The organism is Maridesulfovibrio sp. FT414, assembly GCF_050916235.1.
Classification (GTDB): Bacteria; Desulfobacterota; Desulfovibrionia; order Desulfovibrionales; family Desulfovibrionaceae; genus Maridesulfovibrio.
Genome location: NZ_CP104854.1, coordinates 3,418,537 through 3,437,245 on the forward strand (window position 1 = coordinate 3,418,537; position 18,709 = coordinate 3,437,245).

An 18,709-nucleotide genomic window follows, 5' to 3' on the forward strand; every position below is an offset into this window, starting at 1 on the left:
GTCCAGAGGGGGAAACTTTTCTCAAAAAGTTTCCCCCTCTGGCCGTCGGAGACATTTTAGTGCTTGAACGATCTCTGTCCGGTGAAGACCATGGCCACCTGCGGGGAGGCTTCATTCACGGCCTGGATTACTTCGTAGTCGCGGATGGAGCCGCCGGGCTGAGCGATTGCAGTGATGCCCTGCGCCATGCACAGGTCCACGCCGTCGCGGAAGGGGAAGAACCCGTCGGAAACCAGAACGGAACCTTTGAGTCCGCCCTTTTCGGCAACAGCAGTTGCTTCTATTTCTGCAAGATCCCTGGCAGCCTGCTCATCTTTGAGGGCTTTGAGCTTCAGTTCAAACAGAGACATCTTGAATTTTTCAAAGCAGATGCCGTCTGCGTACTTGGTGCGGGCCTTGGTCACTGCGAGTTCAACGCAGCCTACGCGGTCCTGCTCACCTGTACCGATGGCGGTGGTGGTTCCGTCCTTGGCAAAAATTACGGAGTTGGAGGTCACGCCCGCTTCAACCGCCCATGCGAAGAGCAGATCGTCTGCTTCCTGCTTGGTGGGGGTGCGTGCGGAGAAGGTGGAACCGTCTTTTTCCGCGGTTGCGGGGATGAAATCATCTGCGGAGAGGATGCGGTTTCTGAAGGAGAACTGCACGACCATACCGCCGTCCATGAGCGATTTGATGTCGAGGAAGGGCTGTCCGAGCAACTTTTCGAGATCGTTGATGCCGGGAATCTGAAGGATGCGCAGGTTTTTGCGCTTCCTGAGTACATCGAGGACGCCGTCTTCGAAAGCGGGGGCGGCGACAACTTCAAAATAAGCGGAATCGACGACTTCGGCGGCTTCCATGGTCATGGGACGGTTGACCACGATGGCTCCGCCGAAAGCGGCGATGCGGTCGGCATTGAATGCGTTGCGCAGGGCGGTTCCCACGCCATCTTCGGACCATGCGGCGCCGCAGGGGTTGTTATGCTTGAGGATTACGGCTGCGGGCTTGGCAGTGAGGTACTGCAGGATGTTGAGCGCGTTATCCACGTCGGTGAGGTTGGTCTTGCCGGGATGTTTGCCGGCCTGGATCATGTGTTCTTCGGTAAGGGCGGATACGAGACCCTGTCCTTCGCCGCGAAATTTGATTCCGTCGTATTCAAGTGCTCCGGAAGCGAGTTCGTAGAGAGCTGCGGGCTGGTCTGGGTTTTCGCCGTAGCGCAGGCCCTTGGTTTCGCCGTCTATTTCCCAGGTTCTTTTCTTGAAGGTGAGTTTCTGGTCGCCCAGAGTGAGGGTGAGGTCAGCGGGAAAAGGATCCTGCTGAAGAGTCTTGTACATGTTTTTAAGATCGCTCATTGTAGTTCTCCGATAAGAGTTTAACTGGTAGGGTGATGCGCTCATAGCACAGGCTTTCCCGGCGGGCAATTTTAGAATTGCGGTGTCGGCAACCTTTTTGCTAGGATCACCATGCCGGAATGGTTAAAAAATTCAGCCGGATTTTTAACGCTTCCGATTTATCACCTCAGGAGATCATATGTCAGAAGGTTATTTGGAAAAGGCCCTGTTGAAACTGGCAAAGCAGCTTAATGCCTATGATGAGGCATCGCTCGTGGAATTATGGAACAAGTATGAAGCCGAAGTCGCCAATTTTCAGCCCAACCGCAAGTGGGAGGAGGCCGCAGTCGTATTCGGGATGATACAGGCTGTGCATCTTAAAAACCAGCTTTTTAATTATCACTGGGCCGAATCCTGCGGGCCGGAATCAATGTCACCGCGTCCCGACTTCATCCCCGGCAGGGGCGAGGACGACCTTTTCAGCGGTGCTCCCGGAAAGGGCGGAAAATCCGCCGGTCCCGGTGGCAAGGGGGGCAAGGTACTCACGTTCAAGCCCCGGGAGGACAGCTAGTCCCTTCATAATGTAAAAGTAGTAGCGGACGCTGTCCACGTAATCCACGGCTTCATAACCGCGAGTGTAGCCGTGGCGCGTCTGCGAATGGTACTTTTTGCTGGTCAGCAGAGGGAAGACCTGCTTGAGAGATCGCCACGTTCCCGGGTCCCTGCTGGTGTAGCTGGCGATGTCTATGGCATCGTAGACATGTCCAAGCCCCTGATTATAGGCGGCAAGGGTGAACAGCCAGCGGTCCCAGCCTGAAACATCCCGGTTTTCAAATTTATCCCACAGAAAACGCAGGTAACGGGCCCCTCCGTAGATGGACTGCCTCGGGTCCAGACGGCTGCTGAGCCCCAGCAGGTCGGCCGTGTCCACGGTGAGCTGCATGAGCCCGCGAACGCCTGTCCGGCTGTGGGCAAGCGGGTTGAAGCGCGATTCCTGATACATGACTGCGGCCAGCAGGAACGGGTCAAGATCATATTTTTCTGACGCACCAACTATGTAATCGCTGTAGAGCGGCAGCTTTTCCCGGATGTCCTTGCGCAGGGAATAGAGATCGTAGAAATCGGTTTCTTCAGGAATGTATCCGAAATATCTTTCCTTCTTGTCAGCCAGCGTGCCGTTGGTTCCCACCATATCCCAGTAATCTTCGACTGTCTGATGCAGTCCCGGTATGTCGTCCCGCAGATACCAGCGGTACTCCAGTTCCTCTCCGAAGCTGTCGGTAGCACGCAGCCGGTGCAGAAAAGGCTTGAGCGGCTTGAACGTGCCGGTTTCCACCAGCTGGAAACGCACGGACTTGTCGTCGTTCAGTTCCAGCAGGGGGGCGAGGTGGGTGGCGTTGCCGGTGGTAAGCAGCTCGGTCTCGCAGCCCAGATGTTCCCGAAGTCCTTCAAATACGTGCAGCAGACCAGCGTTTCCCGGAACAAAGATTTCTAAGCCGCACAGCTCGAAAGGAGTGCGCAGCTCGAAGCGGCGGATGTTGTGCAGCATCTGAGGCTGGTTCTGTTCGTAGATGGGCCCTTTGGCTATGGGCACGGAAACAGGCAGGGATTCGGGATTGTAGCCGCTGGCGAGCATTATGTCCGCTTCGCCGGAAACGAGGGCTTTCATGGCCTGTTCGTGGTTAGGGTAAGCGGTGAATTCCAGTTCGGTTCCGCTGAAACTGCCGAAGTCTTCAAGCAGTTCCCGGTCATAGCCCGGACCCCACGGCGATAGATGCGGGAAAACCCGTTCAGTCTGCACTGCGGCAACCCGCAGCACCTCGGGCAGGGGAATGTCGTGCTGGATCTGGTAAACGTGTGTAAAAAAAATAAAAAACATCAAGTACACAACAATATTGAATAAATGTTGTGAAAAAAGTATCAAAATACCCCTTGGAGGGTGATTAAATTTGATTAGATGTATTGACATTTCCCCGAAAGATTTTTTACGCATAAAAACCCGTCTGCCGTGCTATATGCTAGCATGCCCCGGCCAAGTGAGGTATCAATTGATCGGCCAATGGGAAAGGATTTTTATTATGTTCGCGTAATGACCCCTTTCCCGATTATATACGTCAGACGCAGTGCCGCTAGCAAGTATTCAAATTACAGCAAAGATTCCCGGACCTTATGATCAGGCAAGAGGAAATACTGTAGAAGGAGCGCTTTAGCTATGTCTAATACCGTTATTGTTGGAACCCAGTGGGGGGACGAAGGCAAGGGTAAAATCGTCGATATGCTCGCTGAAAAAGCGGGTGCGATTGTTCGTTTTCAGGGCGGAAACAACGCAGGGCATACCCTTGTTGTAGATGGTGAGCAGTGTATCCTGCACCTCATTCCTTCCGGAGTGCTCCACGAAGGGAAAAAATGCCTCATCTCCAATGGTGTGGTTCTTGATCCCGAAGTATTCCTCAAGGAAATCGACGGGCTGGCCGCAAAGGGAGTGGATGTTTCTCCCGCAAGGCTCATGATTTCCAAGAAGACCCAGATCATCATGGCTTACCATAAGTTGCTGGACAACTGCCGCGAATCCATGAAGTCCGCTGACAGCAAGATCGGCACCACCGGACGCGGAATCGGTCCCTGTTATGAGGACAAGATGAGCCGTATCGGCGTTCGCGCCGCGGACCTCGCCGATCCCGAGCTGCTTCGTGCCAAGATCGAAGCTGCCCTCGTCGAGAAGAACGTGCTTTTCGAAAAACTTTTCAATGTGGAGCCGCTTGATCCCGAAAAGGTCTTCCAGGATCTTCTGCCCATCGCAGAACGCGTCGCTCCCTACCTTGCTGACGTTTCCAGCGAGATTCAGAACACAATCAAGGAAGGAAAATCCGTCCTTTTCGAAGGAGCACAGGGCGTGCACCTCGACATCGACCACGGAACCTATCCTTTTGTAACCTCTTCCAACGTGGTTGCCGGTAACGCGGCTGCCGGTTCCGGATGCGGACCGCGTCAGCTTGAGCGTATCATCGGTATCTGCAAGGCCTACACCACCCGCGTAGGTGCCGGTCCTTTCCCCACCGAACTCTTCGACGAAGTGGGCGATACCCTGCAGAGAGTCGGCCATGAGTTCGGCGCAACCACCGGACGTAAACGCCGCTGCGGCTGGCTGGACATGGTTGTCCTGCGCGAGACCGCACGTCTGTGCGACCTCACCGAGTTCGCCCTGACCAAGCTCGACGTCCTTTCCGATCTTGATGAACTCAAAATCTGTGTTGCCTACGAGTACCGTGGCGAAAAAGTGGCCTATCCTCCGCAGGAGCAGAACGGTATGGCACACGTCAAGCCTGTTTACGAGTCCATGCCCGGCTGGAAAGGTGATATAACCAAAGCCAAGAAGTACGACGAGCTGCCCGTTGAAGCACGCAACTACATTGCGCGCATCGAAGAGCTCTCCGGCGTAAAAGTCGGCATCGTGTCCGTAGGACCCGACCGCGCTGAGACTATTGTAAGATAATAAGAATGCCTCCGGCGGCTGGGGAAGGGAAACGTTTGTACAAGTTCCCCTTCCCCAGACCCCATCCCTTCAAAACCTTTTAGTAAGGCTTCGTTGATGGGGACCTTTCGGAGTGCTTTGGTTTAGTTTTTCTTTCCCACGCCTGTGATTGCGTGGGTTTTGTTTTTTAGGGGTTCAACCTATTTTTTCCCGGTTGCATGTCTTCTGCTAACGGGTTGCTGAGCTTTATTTTTTCGCATAATTTATCGGGTGAAACATGGATTAACTTTTCCCCCGACTCTGCCAGACCGTGTGTCGAAGATATATTGAAACGTCTTTTGGGTAGAGGGGATGGGGAGTCCAGAGGCATCAAATAATGTTTACAAGTATTCAGGAAACAGCAGTAAGGCAGAGTCTGGTTCTGCCGAGGCTGGCGAAGCTTGCTTCAAAGCCGCCGCAGTGCCTTCTTATTGAGGGCGGCAGTGCGGAAGAACGGCTGGACATGGCCCGTTACTGGGCCTGTGTGCTGAACTGCGAGAACGGTCAGGAACCTTGCGGAACCTGTCAGGCCTGCAGGCAGATTGCAGACAACGCCTTTAATGATTTCCTGCTCATCGACAGGGAAGAGGAAGACGGCAAGCTGAAGCAGGATATTTCCGTTGAGTCCATCCGGGAACTGCTGCCGGTCTGGGGCCAGCCGCCGAACGGGGGCGGAACCCGTGTAACCGTGGTGGTGGAAGCCCAGAACCTGAACGGCAACTCCGCCAACGCACTCCTCAAGACCCTTGAGGAGCCTCGTCCAGGTAACGTGTTTGTACTTACTGCCCCGCAGCGCGAAAGGCTGCTGGAGACGCTGGTTTCGCGCAGTTGGGTTATAACTCTCGCATGGCCGACCGGTTCTGAAAATTCACCGGAAGTGGCTGAATGGGTAGGCGGAATGCTGACTTTCTGGCGTTCCGGTCAGGGCTGGTTCGAACGTACGTCCGCAAAAGGCGCTCTGGATAAGGAGATGGGGTTGAAGGTCGTGAACGGTTGCCAGCGGGAGTTGAGGAATGCGCTGCTCAATCCGCGTTCCACCCGTGCCGCTGATGCCCTTTCTGGCCTTTTCGACGCCAAAGGGCTACGCCGCCTTGATCTGGTGCTGGGCAAGGCACAGGAGTCCATGAACTACAATGTTAACCCCGCGCTGGTGCTTGACTGGGTTGTAACCGCTGCCATGCCTAAGCGGCGGTAGGGCGGTTCCGAAATATTTCTGGGTAGGGCGGTCAGGCGGTGATCACCCTGTTTTTGCCGAGTCTTTTCGCCTCATAAAGCGCAGTGTCAGCCCGTTTGATGAATTCCTCAGGAGTGTCCATGGCAGTGAACTGCGTTGCTCCTATGCTTACCGTGACATCTCCAACTATCGGGAATTCAGCCTGTTCCACTGTTTTACGGATTCTTTCAGCAGCAACCTGTGCAGAAATTATTGATTCCGAATACATGATGACATTGAATTCTTCTCCGCCGTATCTGTAGAGCCTGTCTACCTCTCTGAGGGTATCCTGAACAAGCTGGCAGAAGAATTTCAGTACGGCATCTCCTGCGGTGTGGCCGAATTCGTCGTTGACGTGTTTAAAATTGTCGAGGTCCATGACAATCAGGCAGAACGGTGTGCCGTAGCGGTTGTAGTGGGTTATGATGTCGGCAAGGTCCTGATCAAATTTCCTGCGGTTGAACATCCCGGTCAACGGGTCTGTTACGGTCTGCTTTTTCAGCTTTTCCTGCAGTTTGTATTTACCGTAGTTGTAACTTTCCATAATTATTACGGTGTCGAGCATGGCTATTTTCTGAAGTGCGTTGCTGTACTCGATGTATTTAGCCAGATCACAATCGCATCTCTCTTTAACAATATGGCGGATCCCTTCCATATATTTGTTGAATGACCCGATGTACCACATGGGGATAATTCCGTACTCCACATGCCTGTATCCCACGCGAAGGCGGTTCTTCAGGTATTCGTAATCATAATTTCCGCTGATGAGTTGCTGGAAGTAGCGCTTCTGCATTGCCTTCAAACGTTCAACGGTCTCCGGTCCTTTGAGAATGGATCTGGTTTCGTCGAAGGAAAGAAGGTGGTCGTAAAAATCATCGAACAGAGTGTCGGGAATTTCTCCAATCAGGGATGAAATTTCTTTCAGCAGTTCAACGTCCTTCTCTCCGAGAAGCAGGAATTTTTTGCGTTTCTCGAATTCTTCCGGGGTAAAGCCCAGCTTGTCGATGATTTCCATTTCTATGCTGCTATTCATTTCTTCCAAGTCCTTACGGCTAAATTAACAGGCCTACTGGATATACGGGCATGTGTTCATAAATATACTTAGCAGTCTGTTCAACGAGTTGCGAGTTATTTTTAGCGAGTGTCTTGTGTGGGAAGCACAACGGATTTTTCTTTGCCTGTGGTGCTGGCAGGCGAATCGGTTGAGCATTGATCTTCGTGCTGCTATTTTGCAATGCCTTGGAAAATGAAAACCTCGGTTGGTGCCGGGGCACTTTTTTGATTTTTGGAGCCGTCCGCTTAACGTGTAATTGGAGGCCCGAAGACACATGTGGTTGAAATTGAAGGTCTAGTAGACCTTGCGCCGCGAAAAGCTTGAACCTATGACCGAGAAGGTGTTCTCTACAATGAAAAGTGCGCTTTCGTCGTGCCGGAAGGTGATCTCCTCCAGTTTCTTGAGCTGGATGTTGTTGACCACGGTCATAAGGATGTTTTTGTCTTCGCGCAGGTAGGCCCCCTGGCCTCTGATGAAGGTGGCACTCTGCTTAAGCTCGTGCAGGATGTCATGGCTGATCATTTCAATGTTGTTTGAAATGATGAAGACGACCTTGCGCTGGTTGAACATGGAAAGGGTGCTCTCAACTGCAGTTGATGAGATGAATACGAGGATAAGCGAGGCGATGATTATATCCAGAGGAAGCTCAAACAGGCTGAAACTGAACAGCGCTGCGTTGAAAATAATGTAGACTTTTCCGATGCCTATGTTGAACCGTTGAAACAGATATACGGCAATAACATCCAGTCCGCCGTTTGAACCGAGTGATCTCAGGACCGTGCCGGCTCCGAATCCGGACATGGCTCCGCAGGCCACGGCGGCATAGGTATGATTTTGAACCGGCATGGGTATTGTGATCAGTTCATAGGCTGCGGTGAGGGTCAGTGTTGCATAAAGGCTGTACCAGAAGAAACGTCGGCTTACTTTAACCCAGGCAAAGATAAACAGCGGGATATTCAGCAGAAGGTAAAGCCAGCCAGGCGACAGCACGTTGAATTTGTAATAAATAAGTGAAGCCAGCCCGAAAATCCCACCGGAAAGGAATTCATGCGGCACGGCAAGGCTTTTAACTGCCACCGCACATATTGCCGATCCTGAAGTGATAAGAAAGATATTCCACCATACCGAGTAGGTGAAGTCAAAGTTCATTGTGGAACCTTTTCCCAGTACCGATCTGATTGGTTCCGACATCCCGCCTTTTTCTTTTTTCTCAAAACTGCTCATGCTGTGCCGAGTAACAGCTATGGAGCTATCTTTCAAGTTTTGCTGGGAATGGTTCTCTCCGTTTAATCCGTTTTCGGGGGATTTTCAGATAGGTTGCCGATTAATTCCAGTATGGCCCGGTTGACTTTTTCAACGATTTTCTGGTCAGTGGAATGTGAAAACACAATATAGCGTTTGTTGCCTTCGGGAATGTCATTCATTTTTATGTGAGCAAAATCGTCAAGGTCATACCCGGATTCCTGAACCAGCAGGGGCATTTCCTCCGGAGCCAGGATGACTCCGTCCACCCTGCAATTTTTGAGCATTTTAACCAACTGCAGTTTTGATCCAGTTATCGTGATGGTGTTTTCAGGGTATTTTTCCATGATAGGGTCAACATATGGTCCTCCCGAGTGCCCTGAAATCAGCCCTATTTTGAATCTGTTGCTTCTCATTACCGCTTCAAGAGTCTTGTATGGTTCGAATTTGTAGCTTTCCCTGTTGAGGACAAGTAACCCGATGGGCTTGTTGACATATATGGGCAGGGAATAAAGGGCGATTTTTTCCCGTTCCGGGTTTTTGAACCATCCAACAGAAGCGAAATGATTTCCGTGCTCGAGATTGAGCAGGATTCTTTTTGCCGGTAGCCGACGATATTCGAATTCAATTCCCGCTTTATTGAATATACGTGTGGCAAGCTCTATCAGAGTGCCATTGGCCGTGCCGTTCTGCGAAGTGAAGAAATGAGGAGGAAATTCAACATAGCCGACCTCAATTCTTTCCGCTGTAGCCAGTGAAACAGTTATGAGTATGACAAAAGAAATGAGTACCGCAGGCAGGGTGTATCTGGCGAATTTTGTCGCGTATTTTTTTTTCTTCATGCGCATATGCGATTCGTGTGGCTTGTTCTCAAAACATGAAATTTATTTCCAAGTCTTCCCAGTTTGCCATCGGAAAAAGTTTATGTCCATATCTTAGTTTTCTTCTGCTGTAAGCTTTGTAATTTGAACTTTGAATATGGGAGTTACGGGCTGGATGTGAAATCTGAATCAACGTTGTTTTACCCAGCGGTCAGTTGCCGGGTTATATGTTTCCCATCAGATCGGCTATGGCAGTGTTTATTTTGGCGACTGTTTCCGGGGCGACTGTCTTGGAAAATATAAGGTAGCGCTTGTTTCCTGCAGGAATGTCGGTCAGTGTCCTGAACATAAAATCGTCTTCTGAATACCCGCAACGTTCAATGATCATGGAGATTTCTTCCGGGGCCAGCAGGCAGAAATCCTGCCGTCCGTTCTTGAGCATTTTAACCAGTTGCTCCTGTTTACCGGAAACATAATATACGTGATTAGGGTAGGTGTTTAAGATTTTATCAACGTAAATTCCTTCGGAGTGTCCTGAAATTGTTGCAATCTTGAGGTCGGTTTTCTCCATGAGGTCTTTCAGGGAGTGGAAATTCGCGAATTTGGGTTCATCCTCCTTGCGGAAAATGATGCCTATCGGCCTGTTTTCGTAGATGGGAATGGAGAAACTGGCAAAACGTTCGCGTTCTTCTGTCTTGAACCAGCCTATTGAGGCAACATTCCCGCCGGTTTTGATTTTGTGGAGAACCCTTTTGGACGGCATGGATGTGTAACGGGCCTCGATCCCTGAATTTCGCATAATCGCTTCCGTCAGGTGCAATAGAAAACCTTCCGGCCTTCCGTTTTGGGTGTAGTAGTAGGGCGGGTACTCTATGTACCCTATCTCAAGGGTTTCAGCGTGGGATAGGGGTGCAAGCAAAAATGTAAGCAGCAGAAAGGCGCAAGTGCTGAATAGTTTGATTGCAACTTGCCGTGAATGGTGTTCTGAGCCGGTCTGGTTCTGTGCGACCTTGCGCATGAAATAAACTCCGGATGTTTCTGATTGCCTGCACAGTTGAGTTGCTTATTTATTTCACAGTTTTAAACTTGTGTCTACGTGCCTTTCCATATGTCTGGCGTGGAGGATGCTTTGTTGTGCATTGATCTGGCATAAATTGCATGTTTTTTGTCATTGCAGCCAACGATGCTGTTCCGTACTCTGGACGCATGAAGAAACAGCTGGAAATTTTTCTTTTCGACGGTGTTGTGTCCCTTGATGTCAGCGGGCCGCTTGAGGTCTTCAACACGGCAACCGAACTTCTGCAGCAGGGCGGCAGGTCCAAGCAGGGGTATAGTCCTGTCTTTTCCGCAGTCACGCCCGGACCTGTCCGTACTTCTTCAGGACTTGTTTTTCATGCAGAGACGTTTTCGGGTAAAACTTCAGCCGACATCCTGCTGGTACCGGGCGGCATGATTGCGGAGAAGGTTTCAGCCGATCCAGAGGTTCTCTCCTGCGTGCGTGCGGCAGCTTCCCGAGCGCGGCGCATTGTCTCTGTGTGCAGTGGAGCCTTTATCCTCGCGGCCTGTGGGCTGCTTGGCGGCAGACGGGTCACAACCCACTGGATGGTTTCCGAGCGTCTGTCCCGACTGTATCCGGACGTCAACGTGGAGCCGGATGCCATTTATATCAGGGACGGCAATATTTCGACCAGCGGGGGTGTTACCGCTGGAATTGACCTTGCCCTTGCCATCGTGGAGGATGATTTCGGTCCGTCGCTGGCTCTGGAGGTGGCGAGGGTGCTGCTGCTTTACCGCAGGCGTCCCGGCTCTCAGGCTCAGTTCAGTTCCTCGCTGGCAATACAGGCCGGGGCAGGAAGATTTTCCGGGCTGGTGGGCTGGATGGAAGCCAATCTCGACCGGAAACTGACTGTGGAGCAACTGGCGGAGCACGCCAATATGAGTCCCCGGTCATTTGCACGAATTTTTCCGTCGGAAACGGGGATGAGCCCCGGCCGCTTTGTGGAACAGCTCAGGATTGATCGCGCGCGCGAGCTGATTGAATCCGGTGTCGAGCCGTTTGACAGGGTGGCACAGGAATCCGGCTTCGGCCGGGAGGAACGGTTGCGCAGGGCCTTTCTGCGAAGGCTCGGAGTCAGCCCGGCCCAATACAGGGCCCACTTCTTAAAAGGAGAAAATAATGAAAAAGAATCTGACTTACGGAATATACATATATGAACAGGTGGCGGAGCTTGATTTTGTAGGCCCGCAGCAGGTGTTCGCGGCATCAAACCAGCTTTGCGGTGCTGGGCGGGTCGTTACTGTCGGCCGGAACACCGAACCCCTGAGGGGGATCGGCGGTTTGCGGATGATCCCCGATTATTCATTTGAGGATGCCCCGGATCTGGACGTGCTGCTCCTGCCCGGAACAGGCGAGGTGGAAAAATACGCACTAAGCTCCGGGGAAGCCCTTGCCTGGGTTCAGGACCAGTTTGACAAAGTGGAATACATGACAGCCGTCTGCACGGGTGGACTTATTCTGCAGAAGGCCGGTCTGCTGAAAGGACGCCGGGCCACTACCCACTGGCAGTTGATGGATTACCTTGCCGAGGACCCCGAAGTTACCGAACTTCCGGAGATGCGTTATGTGCGTGACGGGAAAGTGGTTACTTCGCAGGGCGTTTCCGCTGGAATCGATATGGCCCTTTGGCTGGTCGGCCAGATTCACGATCCTGACCATGCCCGCATGGTCAGGAAAATTCTCCAGTATGACCCTGCACCTCCTTATACTGCCGAGGTTTAGGCCGAAGATGATAAGGGTCTTTAATGACTGTTTGTGCTGAAAGCTACTTCGGTAAAAATTGACAAGGCCGCAAAAAAGAGAACCCCGGCTGGACAGAACGTCCGGCCGGGGGCTTTTCAGATTTGCTTTTGAATTGCTCAGTAACGCGTTTCAACCAATGTTAGCGGTTATTTCCAAATTGCCTTTGTACTTGCGCGTTCAACCAGATTAGCGGTTGTTTTTACAAAATTAACTCTAACGCGCCTAAACCGACTTTAATGGTTTGTTACAAGATGAACCGAATACGCATTTCTTTACCGCTTTGAGGGGGTCGCCGTTGTCGCTTTGCCGGAATAACCGGCATTTTCCAGTTTCTCCGTGGGCCCTTCAGGAGGTCTCAACAGAACTCATGCGGTAGGCTCCCCTCAATTGAGCCTCTACGTCAGGCTCTCTTTCTGAAAGTGATATCAAGGTTGATTTCACTCCCTTGTTGAGGGTTGATGATGAACCGCTTATCGCAGCTTCCTCAGCCTTTGTTTACAATCTAATCCTCGGTGCAATCATCGTCAATATAAAAAATATATTTTTATGCTTAATTTCTGTAAGGGGCTGAAAAATAGATGTAAAAATATGAAGATATTTTGTTGCCAGTGGTTGGGAAACGGGGGACTGTATCTGTAAATGTAAAGTATCAGAGTTTAATTGCTTAATTTTATTGGATAAGAATTCTTTTTCAACTGTCCGCAGGCAAAAAATAAACCGAAGCTTTTTTTGTCGCTTCGGTTTATTGGGGATCGGAATGTTATTGCTTCAGGAATTGCATCTATCTATTTGATTTTTCTTCTCATTATTATTCCAGCACCTGCCGCAGCAAGAAGCAGCAGGAAGTCCGCCTTGAAGGTGCCCCGCGGGTTCAGAACGCATCCTGTTGCATCTGTGCCCACGGAACCCAGTGCTACCGGGTCTGTTATTTCGCCCGGATCCGGGTCTTCGTCAAAGGGGCCGTTATCCTTTATTACAAAGTTGATGTTGTAATGTTCCCCTTTGGTCAGCATGGTGGAGGCGGTCATGTAGTTGCCGTTGATGTCGGTTATCCACCAGGCTCCGTCGGTGAAGCGGGACTGGTCGTTGGCTGCGTATGGTCCGTATTCCGCGGTAGTGCCTGATGAGAGAAATTTCATCAGTTTATATCCGTTGCCTAGTCCGTCCGGGATGGCATCGGTGTTGAGGACGAATACTCCTACTTCTCCAGCAGGGCTTACTGTGGCGTTGAACGAGCAGACCGAAGTATGTGCCGTGAATTCGTTGTATCCGTACTGGGACTGGATTTCCAATTGGGTCATCGTCTTAGGCTTGTACTCGTTCATGGTAACTGTCACGCCGGATTTCTGCTCCTTGGCAGCCTGTACCGCGGACTGTCCTTTGGTATCTATTCCGATTTCAAGGTACGCAGTGGGATGGTCCACCCGGTTGAAGTTTATCAGGGTCTGGCCGCTGCGGTCCTGCAGCCCGAATCCGTATGCCCCGGTCATTCCCTTGAGGGCAGCGGCGTAGGTGTGGTAGTTTGTCGGATTGCCCGGTTGCGCACGGGCATATGTATAGCCGCGCCCGACCGGGGAGAGCGGCACGCTGTATGTGTATCCGCTTTCGGTTCTGCCTCCGTACCACTGGACGCTGGTCATGTTGCCTATATGGGAGACCGTACCGTTATCCGAAGTGAAGTTTACCGTACTGCCGGGAAGGCCCCAGCTGAGACCTGCGAGCAGGTCGCCAACCACCCAGCCGTAGAAATCATTCACGACCCCGGTTGTCCGGTTGGCCGTCCCCGCGACTTTGTAGGGCACGTTGTTCCCGTAGATGCCGGTGGCGGCGTTCAGGTCACTGAACAATATGTTGATGTCCTTGGGGCCGACCCCTTCGCCCCGGTTTACGGCATCAATTCCAAGGCATGTTCCGTTTCCTGAACCGGACTGGGCGGTCATGGTGGCGTTTCCGTACTGGTCGAAAGTGACAAGGTAGTCGTAGCTCTGGGCCTGATATGTGGCATTGGGCAGAACTATGCCTGCGCCGAGTTTGTTTGCAGGTTGTCCGCCTACTCCGCCGAACAGACCTTTGATCCTTACCGGAAGGTTGTTGGTGGTTGTGGAATTGTAAAGTGTGGTCTGCAGGTAATGAGTCCAGTCGCTGTATTTGGAGTACCATGCCAGCGATGTTGGTGAAAGCACCCGTGCAAACAGAGTGGAAGGCAGCTTGTCGGCTGCACTGGGGTAAACCGTTGAGTAGGCGGTAGTGGCTTTGCTTGCAAGTGCATCGGTTAGAATTTCACTGGTCACGTTTGTCAGCAGCGGGTTGTTGGTAATTTTACTTTCGGGGATGATGTCTCCGGAAGTGGCATTTATTACCGAAAGGGACAAGGCAATGGCGGCGTAGTCAATGTAGGTGAGGTTGGTGTTGATTACGGCTGTTTCCACGCTCGTGGTGCTGTTGCCGAGTCGTACATCCATTTCCACCGGCTGGTAGCGGGTGGCCAGGTTGGCGTCGCTTGAGTCCGGTTCAGTTGAAGGCTGGGAACAAAGGGGAGAGGTTATCCCTCCATTGTATGAAATATATATGCGCCCGGATTTGAAGGTGGTGAGAAATATTGCCGGGACACCTGTGGGAATGTTGTCTGCCACCGGAGTGGTGCTGATGGTGTCACTCAACTTGATGGAAACGTTGGGGCTGATCGTCTGGCCGGTGCTGACGCCATTATTGTATGTTCCGGTTACGCTGGTCGCGTTATCAACACAGTTGAAAAAGGTTATGTATACATTCTGGGGGTCCAGGCCGTCCTTGAGGCTGAAAACGATGGGGATTCCATCGGCAGCATGAAGATTGGCAGAAATGGAAAGCAATAAAACCGTCAGAACTGCAAAAGCCTTTTTCATTCCATGTGCCTCCACATTATGGATGAGGGTGGAAAACTACTTTCGGATTCACTACAGCCAGTTACGTTAAAATGAGAAATCGGGCAATTGTAAAATACATTTGTATTCAATGTGATAATCCCGGCTTGCGCGGTTTATGCGTAAGCCGGGATTGATTTATACCGGAAGACTCTATCCGTAAAAGAAGTTCAAGGCATTATTGCTGCTGGATTTCATTTTGCGGGTTACTGCACAGCTCAGTGAAAACACGGTAGAATTCAGCAAGGTGCCTGCCGTCTGCAAGGCTGTGGAGCAGCTCTATTGATACCGGCAGCATTTTTCTGCCGGATTCCGTTTCATGCATCTGCCCGAAAAGGATGCGTGGCACGGAGTCACAGGAGCAGTCGCCCCACGGGTTGGAGGCCGCGCTGAACGGTACTCCGGTAACTATGCTGAAATATATCAGGTTCTGCTTGTTGCCGCCTTCTGGGGACAGCGTGGGGGCTATGTCGGAATTGTTTCTGGCAATTTCAAAATATTTGGACTGTTCAGCGTAGTTTTCCGCGTAGCGACAGACCACATTGGCATGAAGCGAACGCCCTTTGGGAATGTAGGTGAAGGCCGGATGGACAACGTCGAATATGACCGGGTTGCCGTCTACGATTCTGGTGCGCAGCTCGGGTATGGCGTTAACGGCTTTCATGGCGAAAAAGTATACCAAATCCGAGAAACGCAGTTTTCCGCCGTTGTTGTTGGCTTCTTTTCTGAAATCGTAAAGTGTGCTTACATCCACCTGCACGGTGGTGCCGTAGTTGCATTTCTGCAGAGACTGGAAAAAGTTGAAATGCTCGGTGCGTTCCCATGTTTCCAGATCGATAATTTCCATGCGGCTTTCGCTGCACAGTGCTTGATTCATGTGATTCATACGTTGTTTCGGTTTATTGTATAGAGGTTTAAAAAGGTGTTAATTTTTAATTAACGGCAGGCCAAAGTCAAGGTGATTCGCCAGACCTTTGCCCGGTGGAGCGGAAGAAACTCGTAATGGTCAATTTATGTTTATCCTCTGTTCGGCAGGTATGTATTTCCGGAAAAAACATTGTCACAGCATGGCGGAATGACATACATATTCCTTATGCAGAAATCAGCTTATTCCGTTGAACCTGTGCTGGACGGGACTGAAGTCGTCGATGTGCGGATTCTTATTGAAGGCCGTACCTGGCATCTCTGGGGCCGCAAAGGAGCCGAACGCGAAAAGTCCCTTGCCGCTGAAGTTCCATCCGGGAGTCTGCCCGTACTCATCGGGGCCGGACTCGGAGTCTGTGCGCAGAAACTGGCAAAAAAGGGGCCGGTTGCGGTGCTTGATCGTGAACCCGCCATTGCGCGGGCGTCCGGGGCTTCCCGGCTGGTCGATCATCCGCAGATTACCTGGATTTGCGGCAGGGCTGCCGATGCCCTTGAACAGGTCCGGCAGTGGAGGGCAGAGAATGGCGGAAAGCCGCTTGAAATCATCAGGATGCCGCTATACCTGCGGCTTGACCGTGATTGGTACGCGGCTCTGGCTGCAACTCTGGAAGCAGAAAAGGATGCACCGCCCGCTGATTTCTGGGCCGAAGTGAATTACCAGAAATTTCAGAGTACCAAGCCGCGGATACTTTTTTTCAACCGTCCGTATTTCCTCAACGGCGAGATAAAGTCCGCCATGGAGCGGCTGGGACTCAGTTATTGCTCCATCGACATCGGCATGGGCGATACGGTCCGTGATGGTTTTGTGGAGGATCTGCTGCGGGCGGTACTGGAATTCAAGCCGGATTTCGCGTTGACCGTGAACCATTTCGGAGTGGACCGGCAGGGGAAACTTACCGACCTGCTGCTGAAACTCAAGCTGCCGCTGGCTTCGTGGTTTGTGGATAATCCGCAGCTTATTCTTTATCGGTACACAGACGTTTCACCGGAACTGACCTGCATTTTTACCTACGATGCCGGGAACCTAGAAATCATGCGCGAAAAAGGATTCCGCAATATTTTTTACCTGCCGCTGGCGACCGATCCGCAGCGGTTCAGGCCGGGGGTGTCCGGGCGTGAGGAATGGCGCTCCGAAGTGTCCTTCGTGGGTAATTCCATGCTCTATGCGGTTGATAAAACCCTGCGTGAATCCTCCATCTCCGGCGATCTGATGAATCGTTATCCGCAATTGGCGGCTGAGTTCGGACTCGCAGATGAACTTTCCGTGGAGAAATTTCTGGCGCGTTCGCATCCGGAGCTTCTTGCCCGCATGGAGACATTCGAGACCGACGAGCAGAGGCTGTCCTTTGAGGCTCTGATCACCTGGGAGGCCACGCGGCAGTATCGGCTTTCATGCGTGGAGAAAATTCTCGGGTTCAACCCGCTTATTGTCGGGGACGAAGGCTGGCATGTGCTGCTGGATAAAGGCGGCTGGCGGTATCTTGATTCACTTGATTACTATGCCGACCTGCCGGGATTCTACCCCATGTCCATGGTCAGCTTCAATTGCACCAGCCGTCAGATGAAGGGGGCGGTCAACCAGCGGGTGTTTGATGTCCCGGCCTGCGGCGGATTCGTTCTTACCGACCACCGGGAGCAGATGGAAAATCTTTTCGAGCCCGGAAAGGAGATCATCGCATACAATGACATGGACGAGATCCCGCAGCTGCTGAAGCAGTGGCTGGCCGATGACGGAGGCAGGAGGAGGGTCAGTGATGCCGCACGGCGCAGAATTTTGAGTGAGCATACATATGAGCATCGGCTAAGTGAACTGATTCGGAAAATGAGGCAGACTTTTGTTTAGTGTGAATTTTTCGCAGGTTATTTTTTATTGCCTTTGACGAAATGTCTCGCCAAGGGGAATGCTATCGTTTGATCAAAATGGCTTGTCCGGTAAGATTGTATATGAAGGTGGCATCATTTCGGCCTGCAATTTCATTAACAAATTGTGTCACTCCTTTGCATGAGGCAAAACCGTAGTCATCAAAGACTACTACTCCGCTGCATACCAATCTGGGCCATATCCATGCAAATGCATCACGGGCGGAGTCATATACATCGACATCAATATGCGCCAATTTCAAAGGTGCGCTTACCAATTCGCAGGTCTGTTCCGGAAATATTCCCTGAAGTACTGCTACACGGTCTAAGTCGTTGGCAATTAATGCTGATTTAACCTGCTTTGCACTGGTGTCGTTGAAATCTCCGTTCTGGTGGAAATTGTCTCGAATCGAGTTTTTCACTATGCCTGAAAATGTATCGCACAGATATGTGGTCGTATCCTGATTGGTCAATTTGGCTTGCGTGGCCATCAGGATGCCGCTTCCTCCTTTCCACACGCCTACTTCCAATATGTTTCCGGGGAGGTTCTTCACTTGACCGGTTAAGTTCCATAGGGAGTAGAGTCGGTATATATCAACACAGGTCATAGGTTTTATCTTTTCGTATGTTTCGATGAACCTGCGTTCTAAAGACCATGGGCTGTATGTTGCAGCCGGATATATGGTCTGGTGGGAGTTGTCCGGGGAGGTCCTGTGTTTACGTACTGTATAACCATTCTTCTTCAAATATCCGATGAGCTGAGTCAGGTTTTTTGTCACAAGTTTACCCGATATTTATGATTGAGTGGTTAAAATCTAACTTTCTCTTGGTTGTCAGGCGGAGCTCTTTGCCTCATGGGCGGTATTAATAAGAAGTAATTCGCTGTGTTATTATTGCTACTCTTTTTTAAAATATATCTCAAGGCATATTGCTGTGGCTGTATTGTTTTTGAAATATATTATGAAATTTGTTCATGTTAACGTCACGGCATGAAGTGCTTTTTTAAGAATGGTTTTGTATCTGGTTTAAATTAAATGAATTTCATTTGGTAATTGAACTATAATGATAGGC

14 protein-coding genes and 1 pseudogene are annotated in these 18,709 nt (G+C 51.2%); 6 read left to right on the plus strand and 9 right to left on the minus strand.

Going from position 1 to position 18,709, the window contains the following annotated elements; translation table 11 throughout:
* Window positions 1-56: 56 nt before the first annotated feature.
* Window positions 57-1,331 carry an IMP cyclohydrolase gene (locus N7E73_RS15210; protein ID WP_432735753.1) on the minus strand — a complete coding sequence of 425 codons (1,275 nt, stop codon included), beginning with the start codon at window positions 1,329-1,331 and terminating at the stop codon, window positions 57-59.
* 178 nt (window positions 1,332-1,509) lie between these two features.
* Between N7E73_RS15210 and N7E73_RS15215 the strand changes: the two genes are divergently transcribed.
* Window positions 1,510-1,881 carry a hypothetical protein gene (locus N7E73_RS15215; protein ID WP_432735754.1) on the plus strand — a complete coding sequence of 124 codons (372 nt, stop codon included), beginning with the start codon at window positions 1,510-1,512 and terminating at the stop codon, window positions 1,879-1,881.
* A gap of 180 nt (window positions 1,882-2,061) precedes the next feature.
* Here the strand turns inward: N7E73_RS15215 and N7E73_RS15220 are convergent.
* Window positions 2,062-3,303, minus strand: a pseudogene (locus tag N7E73_RS15220) (transglycosylase SLT domain-containing protein); the annotation flags it as partial.
* Between the two features lie 219 nt (window positions 3,304-3,522).
* Here N7E73_RS15220 and N7E73_RS15225 point away from each other — a divergent pair.
* A complete protein-coding gene (locus N7E73_RS15225) occupies window positions 3,523-4,803 on the plus strand; it encodes an adenylosuccinate synthase (protein WP_432735755.1) in 1,281 nt (426 codons plus the stop codon).
* A gap of 355 nt (window positions 4,804-5,158) precedes the next feature.
* On the plus strand, window positions 5,159-6,016 hold the full coding sequence (locus N7E73_RS15230; protein ID WP_432735756.1) for a DNA polymerase III subunit delta': 858 nt from the start codon (window positions 5,159-5,161) through the stop codon (window positions 6,014-6,016).
* A gap of 31 nt (window positions 6,017-6,047) precedes the next feature.
* Here the strand turns inward: N7E73_RS15230 and N7E73_RS15235 are convergent, their stop codons facing one another.
* The 4 genes from N7E73_RS15235 to N7E73_RS15250 form a co-directional block, all read right to left on the minus strand.
* Window positions 6,048-7,067 (minus strand): diguanylate cyclase, encoded by a 1,020-nt coding sequence (locus N7E73_RS15235; protein WP_432735757.1) that lies wholly within the window; start codon window positions 7,065-7,067, stop codon window positions 6,048-6,050.
* Window positions 7,068-7,382: 315 nt separating this feature from the next.
* On the minus strand, window positions 7,383-8,279 hold the full coding sequence (locus N7E73_RS15240) for a YitT family protein (protein ID WP_432735758.1): 897 nt from the start codon (window positions 8,277-8,279) through the stop codon (window positions 7,383-7,385).
* A 95-nt stretch (window positions 8,280-8,374) separates the two neighbouring features.
* On the minus strand, window positions 8,375-9,172 hold the full coding sequence (locus N7E73_RS15245) for a substrate-binding periplasmic protein (protein WP_432735759.1): 798 nt from the start codon (window positions 9,170-9,172) through the stop codon (window positions 8,375-8,377).
* Between the two features lie 202 nt (window positions 9,173-9,374).
* Entirely contained in the window at window positions 9,375-10,169 is a 795-nt protein-coding gene (locus N7E73_RS15250) for a substrate-binding periplasmic protein (protein WP_432735760.1), read from the minus strand.
* A 140-nt stretch (window positions 10,170-10,309) separates the two neighbouring features.
* Here N7E73_RS15250 and N7E73_RS15255 point away from each other — a divergent pair, with 140 nt between their 5' ends.
* Entirely contained in the window at window positions 10,310-11,365 is a 1,056-nt protein-coding gene (locus N7E73_RS15255) for a GlxA family transcriptional regulator (protein ID WP_432735761.1), read from the plus strand.
* Entirely contained in the window at window positions 11,328-11,930 is a 603-nt protein-coding gene (locus N7E73_RS15260; protein WP_432735762.1) for a DJ-1/PfpI family protein, read from the plus strand. Before N7E73_RS15255 ends, N7E73_RS15260 begins: the two co-directional genes overlap by 38 nt.
* A gap of 806 nt (window positions 11,931-12,736) precedes the next feature.
* Here N7E73_RS15260 and N7E73_RS15265 read toward each other — a convergent pair.
* Together N7E73_RS15265 and N7E73_RS15270 are read right to left on the minus strand one after the other, a co-directional pair.
* A complete protein-coding gene (locus N7E73_RS15265; RefSeq protein WP_432735763.1) occupies window positions 12,737-14,836 on the minus strand; it encodes a hypothetical protein in 2,100 nt (699 codons plus the stop codon).
* A 196-nt stretch (window positions 14,837-15,032) separates the two neighbouring features.
* Window positions 15,033-15,731: a CatA-like O-acetyltransferase gene (locus tag N7E73_RS15270; protein WP_432735764.1), complete on the minus strand. Its 699-nt coding sequence runs from the start codon at window positions 15,729-15,731 to the stop codon at window positions 15,033-15,035.
* A 198-nt stretch (window positions 15,732-15,929) separates the two neighbouring features.
* Between N7E73_RS15270 and N7E73_RS15275 the strand changes: the two genes are divergently transcribed.
* The gene (locus N7E73_RS15275) at window positions 15,930-17,621 is read left to right on the plus strand and encodes a CgeB family protein (RefSeq protein WP_432735765.1); all 1,692 of its coding nucleotides are present in this window, start codon (window positions 15,930-15,932) and stop codon (window positions 17,619-17,621) included.
* A gap of 61 nt (window positions 17,622-17,682) precedes the next feature.
* On the opposite strand, the gene N7E73_RS15280 is transcribed toward N7E73_RS15275, so the two are convergent.
* Window positions 17,683-18,417: a TylF/MycF/NovP-related O-methyltransferase gene (locus N7E73_RS15280; protein ID WP_432735767.1), complete on the minus strand. Its 735-nt coding sequence runs from the start codon at window positions 18,415-18,417 to the stop codon at window positions 17,683-17,685.
* Window positions 18,418-18,709: the final 292 nt, after the last annotated feature.

Excerpts from the sequence above, each read along its gene's own strand:
- N7E73_RS15265 (WP_432735763.1), bottom strand. The coding sequence starts at position 14,836 with ATGAAAAAGGCTTTTGCAGTTCTGACGGTTTTATTGCTTTCCATTTCT.
- N7E73_RS15225 (WP_432735755.1), top strand. The coding sequence starts at position 3,523 with ATGTCTAATACCGTTATTGTTGGAACCCAGTGGGGGGACGAAGGCAAG.
- N7E73_RS15235 (WP_432735757.1), bottom strand. The coding sequence starts at position 7,067 with ATGAATAGCAGCATAGAAATGGAAATCATCGACAAGCTGGGCTTTACC.
- N7E73_RS15240 (WP_432735758.1), bottom strand. The coding sequence starts at position 8,279 with ATGTCGGAACCAATCAGATCGGTACTGGGAAAAGGTTCCACAATGAAC.
- N7E73_RS15210 (WP_432735753.1), bottom strand. The coding sequence starts at position 1,331 with ATGAGCGATCTTAAAAACATGTACAAGACTCTTCAGCAGGATCCTTTT.
- N7E73_RS15215 (WP_432735754.1), top strand. The coding sequence starts at position 1,510 with ATGTCAGAAGGTTATTTGGAAAAGGCCCTGTTGAAACTGGCAAAGCAG.
- N7E73_RS15260 (WP_432735762.1), top strand. The coding sequence starts at position 11,328 with ATGAAAAAGAATCTGACTTACGGAATATACATATATGAACAGGTGGCG.
- N7E73_RS15230 (WP_432735756.1), top strand. The coding sequence starts at position 5,159 with ATGTTTACAAGTATTCAGGAAACAGCAGTAAGGCAGAGTCTGGTTCTG.
- N7E73_RS15255 (WP_432735761.1), top strand. The coding sequence starts at position 10,310 with ATGTTTTTTGTCATTGCAGCCAACGATGCTGTTCCGTACTCTGGACGC.
- N7E73_RS15245 (WP_432735759.1), bottom strand. The coding sequence starts at position 9,172 with ATGAAGAAAAAAAAATACGCGACAAAATTCGCCAGATACACCCTGCCT.
- N7E73_RS15270 (WP_432735764.1), bottom strand. The coding sequence starts at position 15,731 with ATGAATCAAGCACTGTGCAGCGAAAGCCGCATGGAAATTATCGATCTG.
- N7E73_RS15250 (WP_432735760.1), bottom strand. The coding sequence starts at position 10,169 with ATGCGCAAGGTCGCACAGAACCAGACCGGCTCAGAACACCATTCACGG.
- N7E73_RS15275 (WP_432735765.1), top strand. The coding sequence starts at position 15,930 with ATGACATACATATTCCTTATGCAGAAATCAGCTTATTCCGTTGAACCT.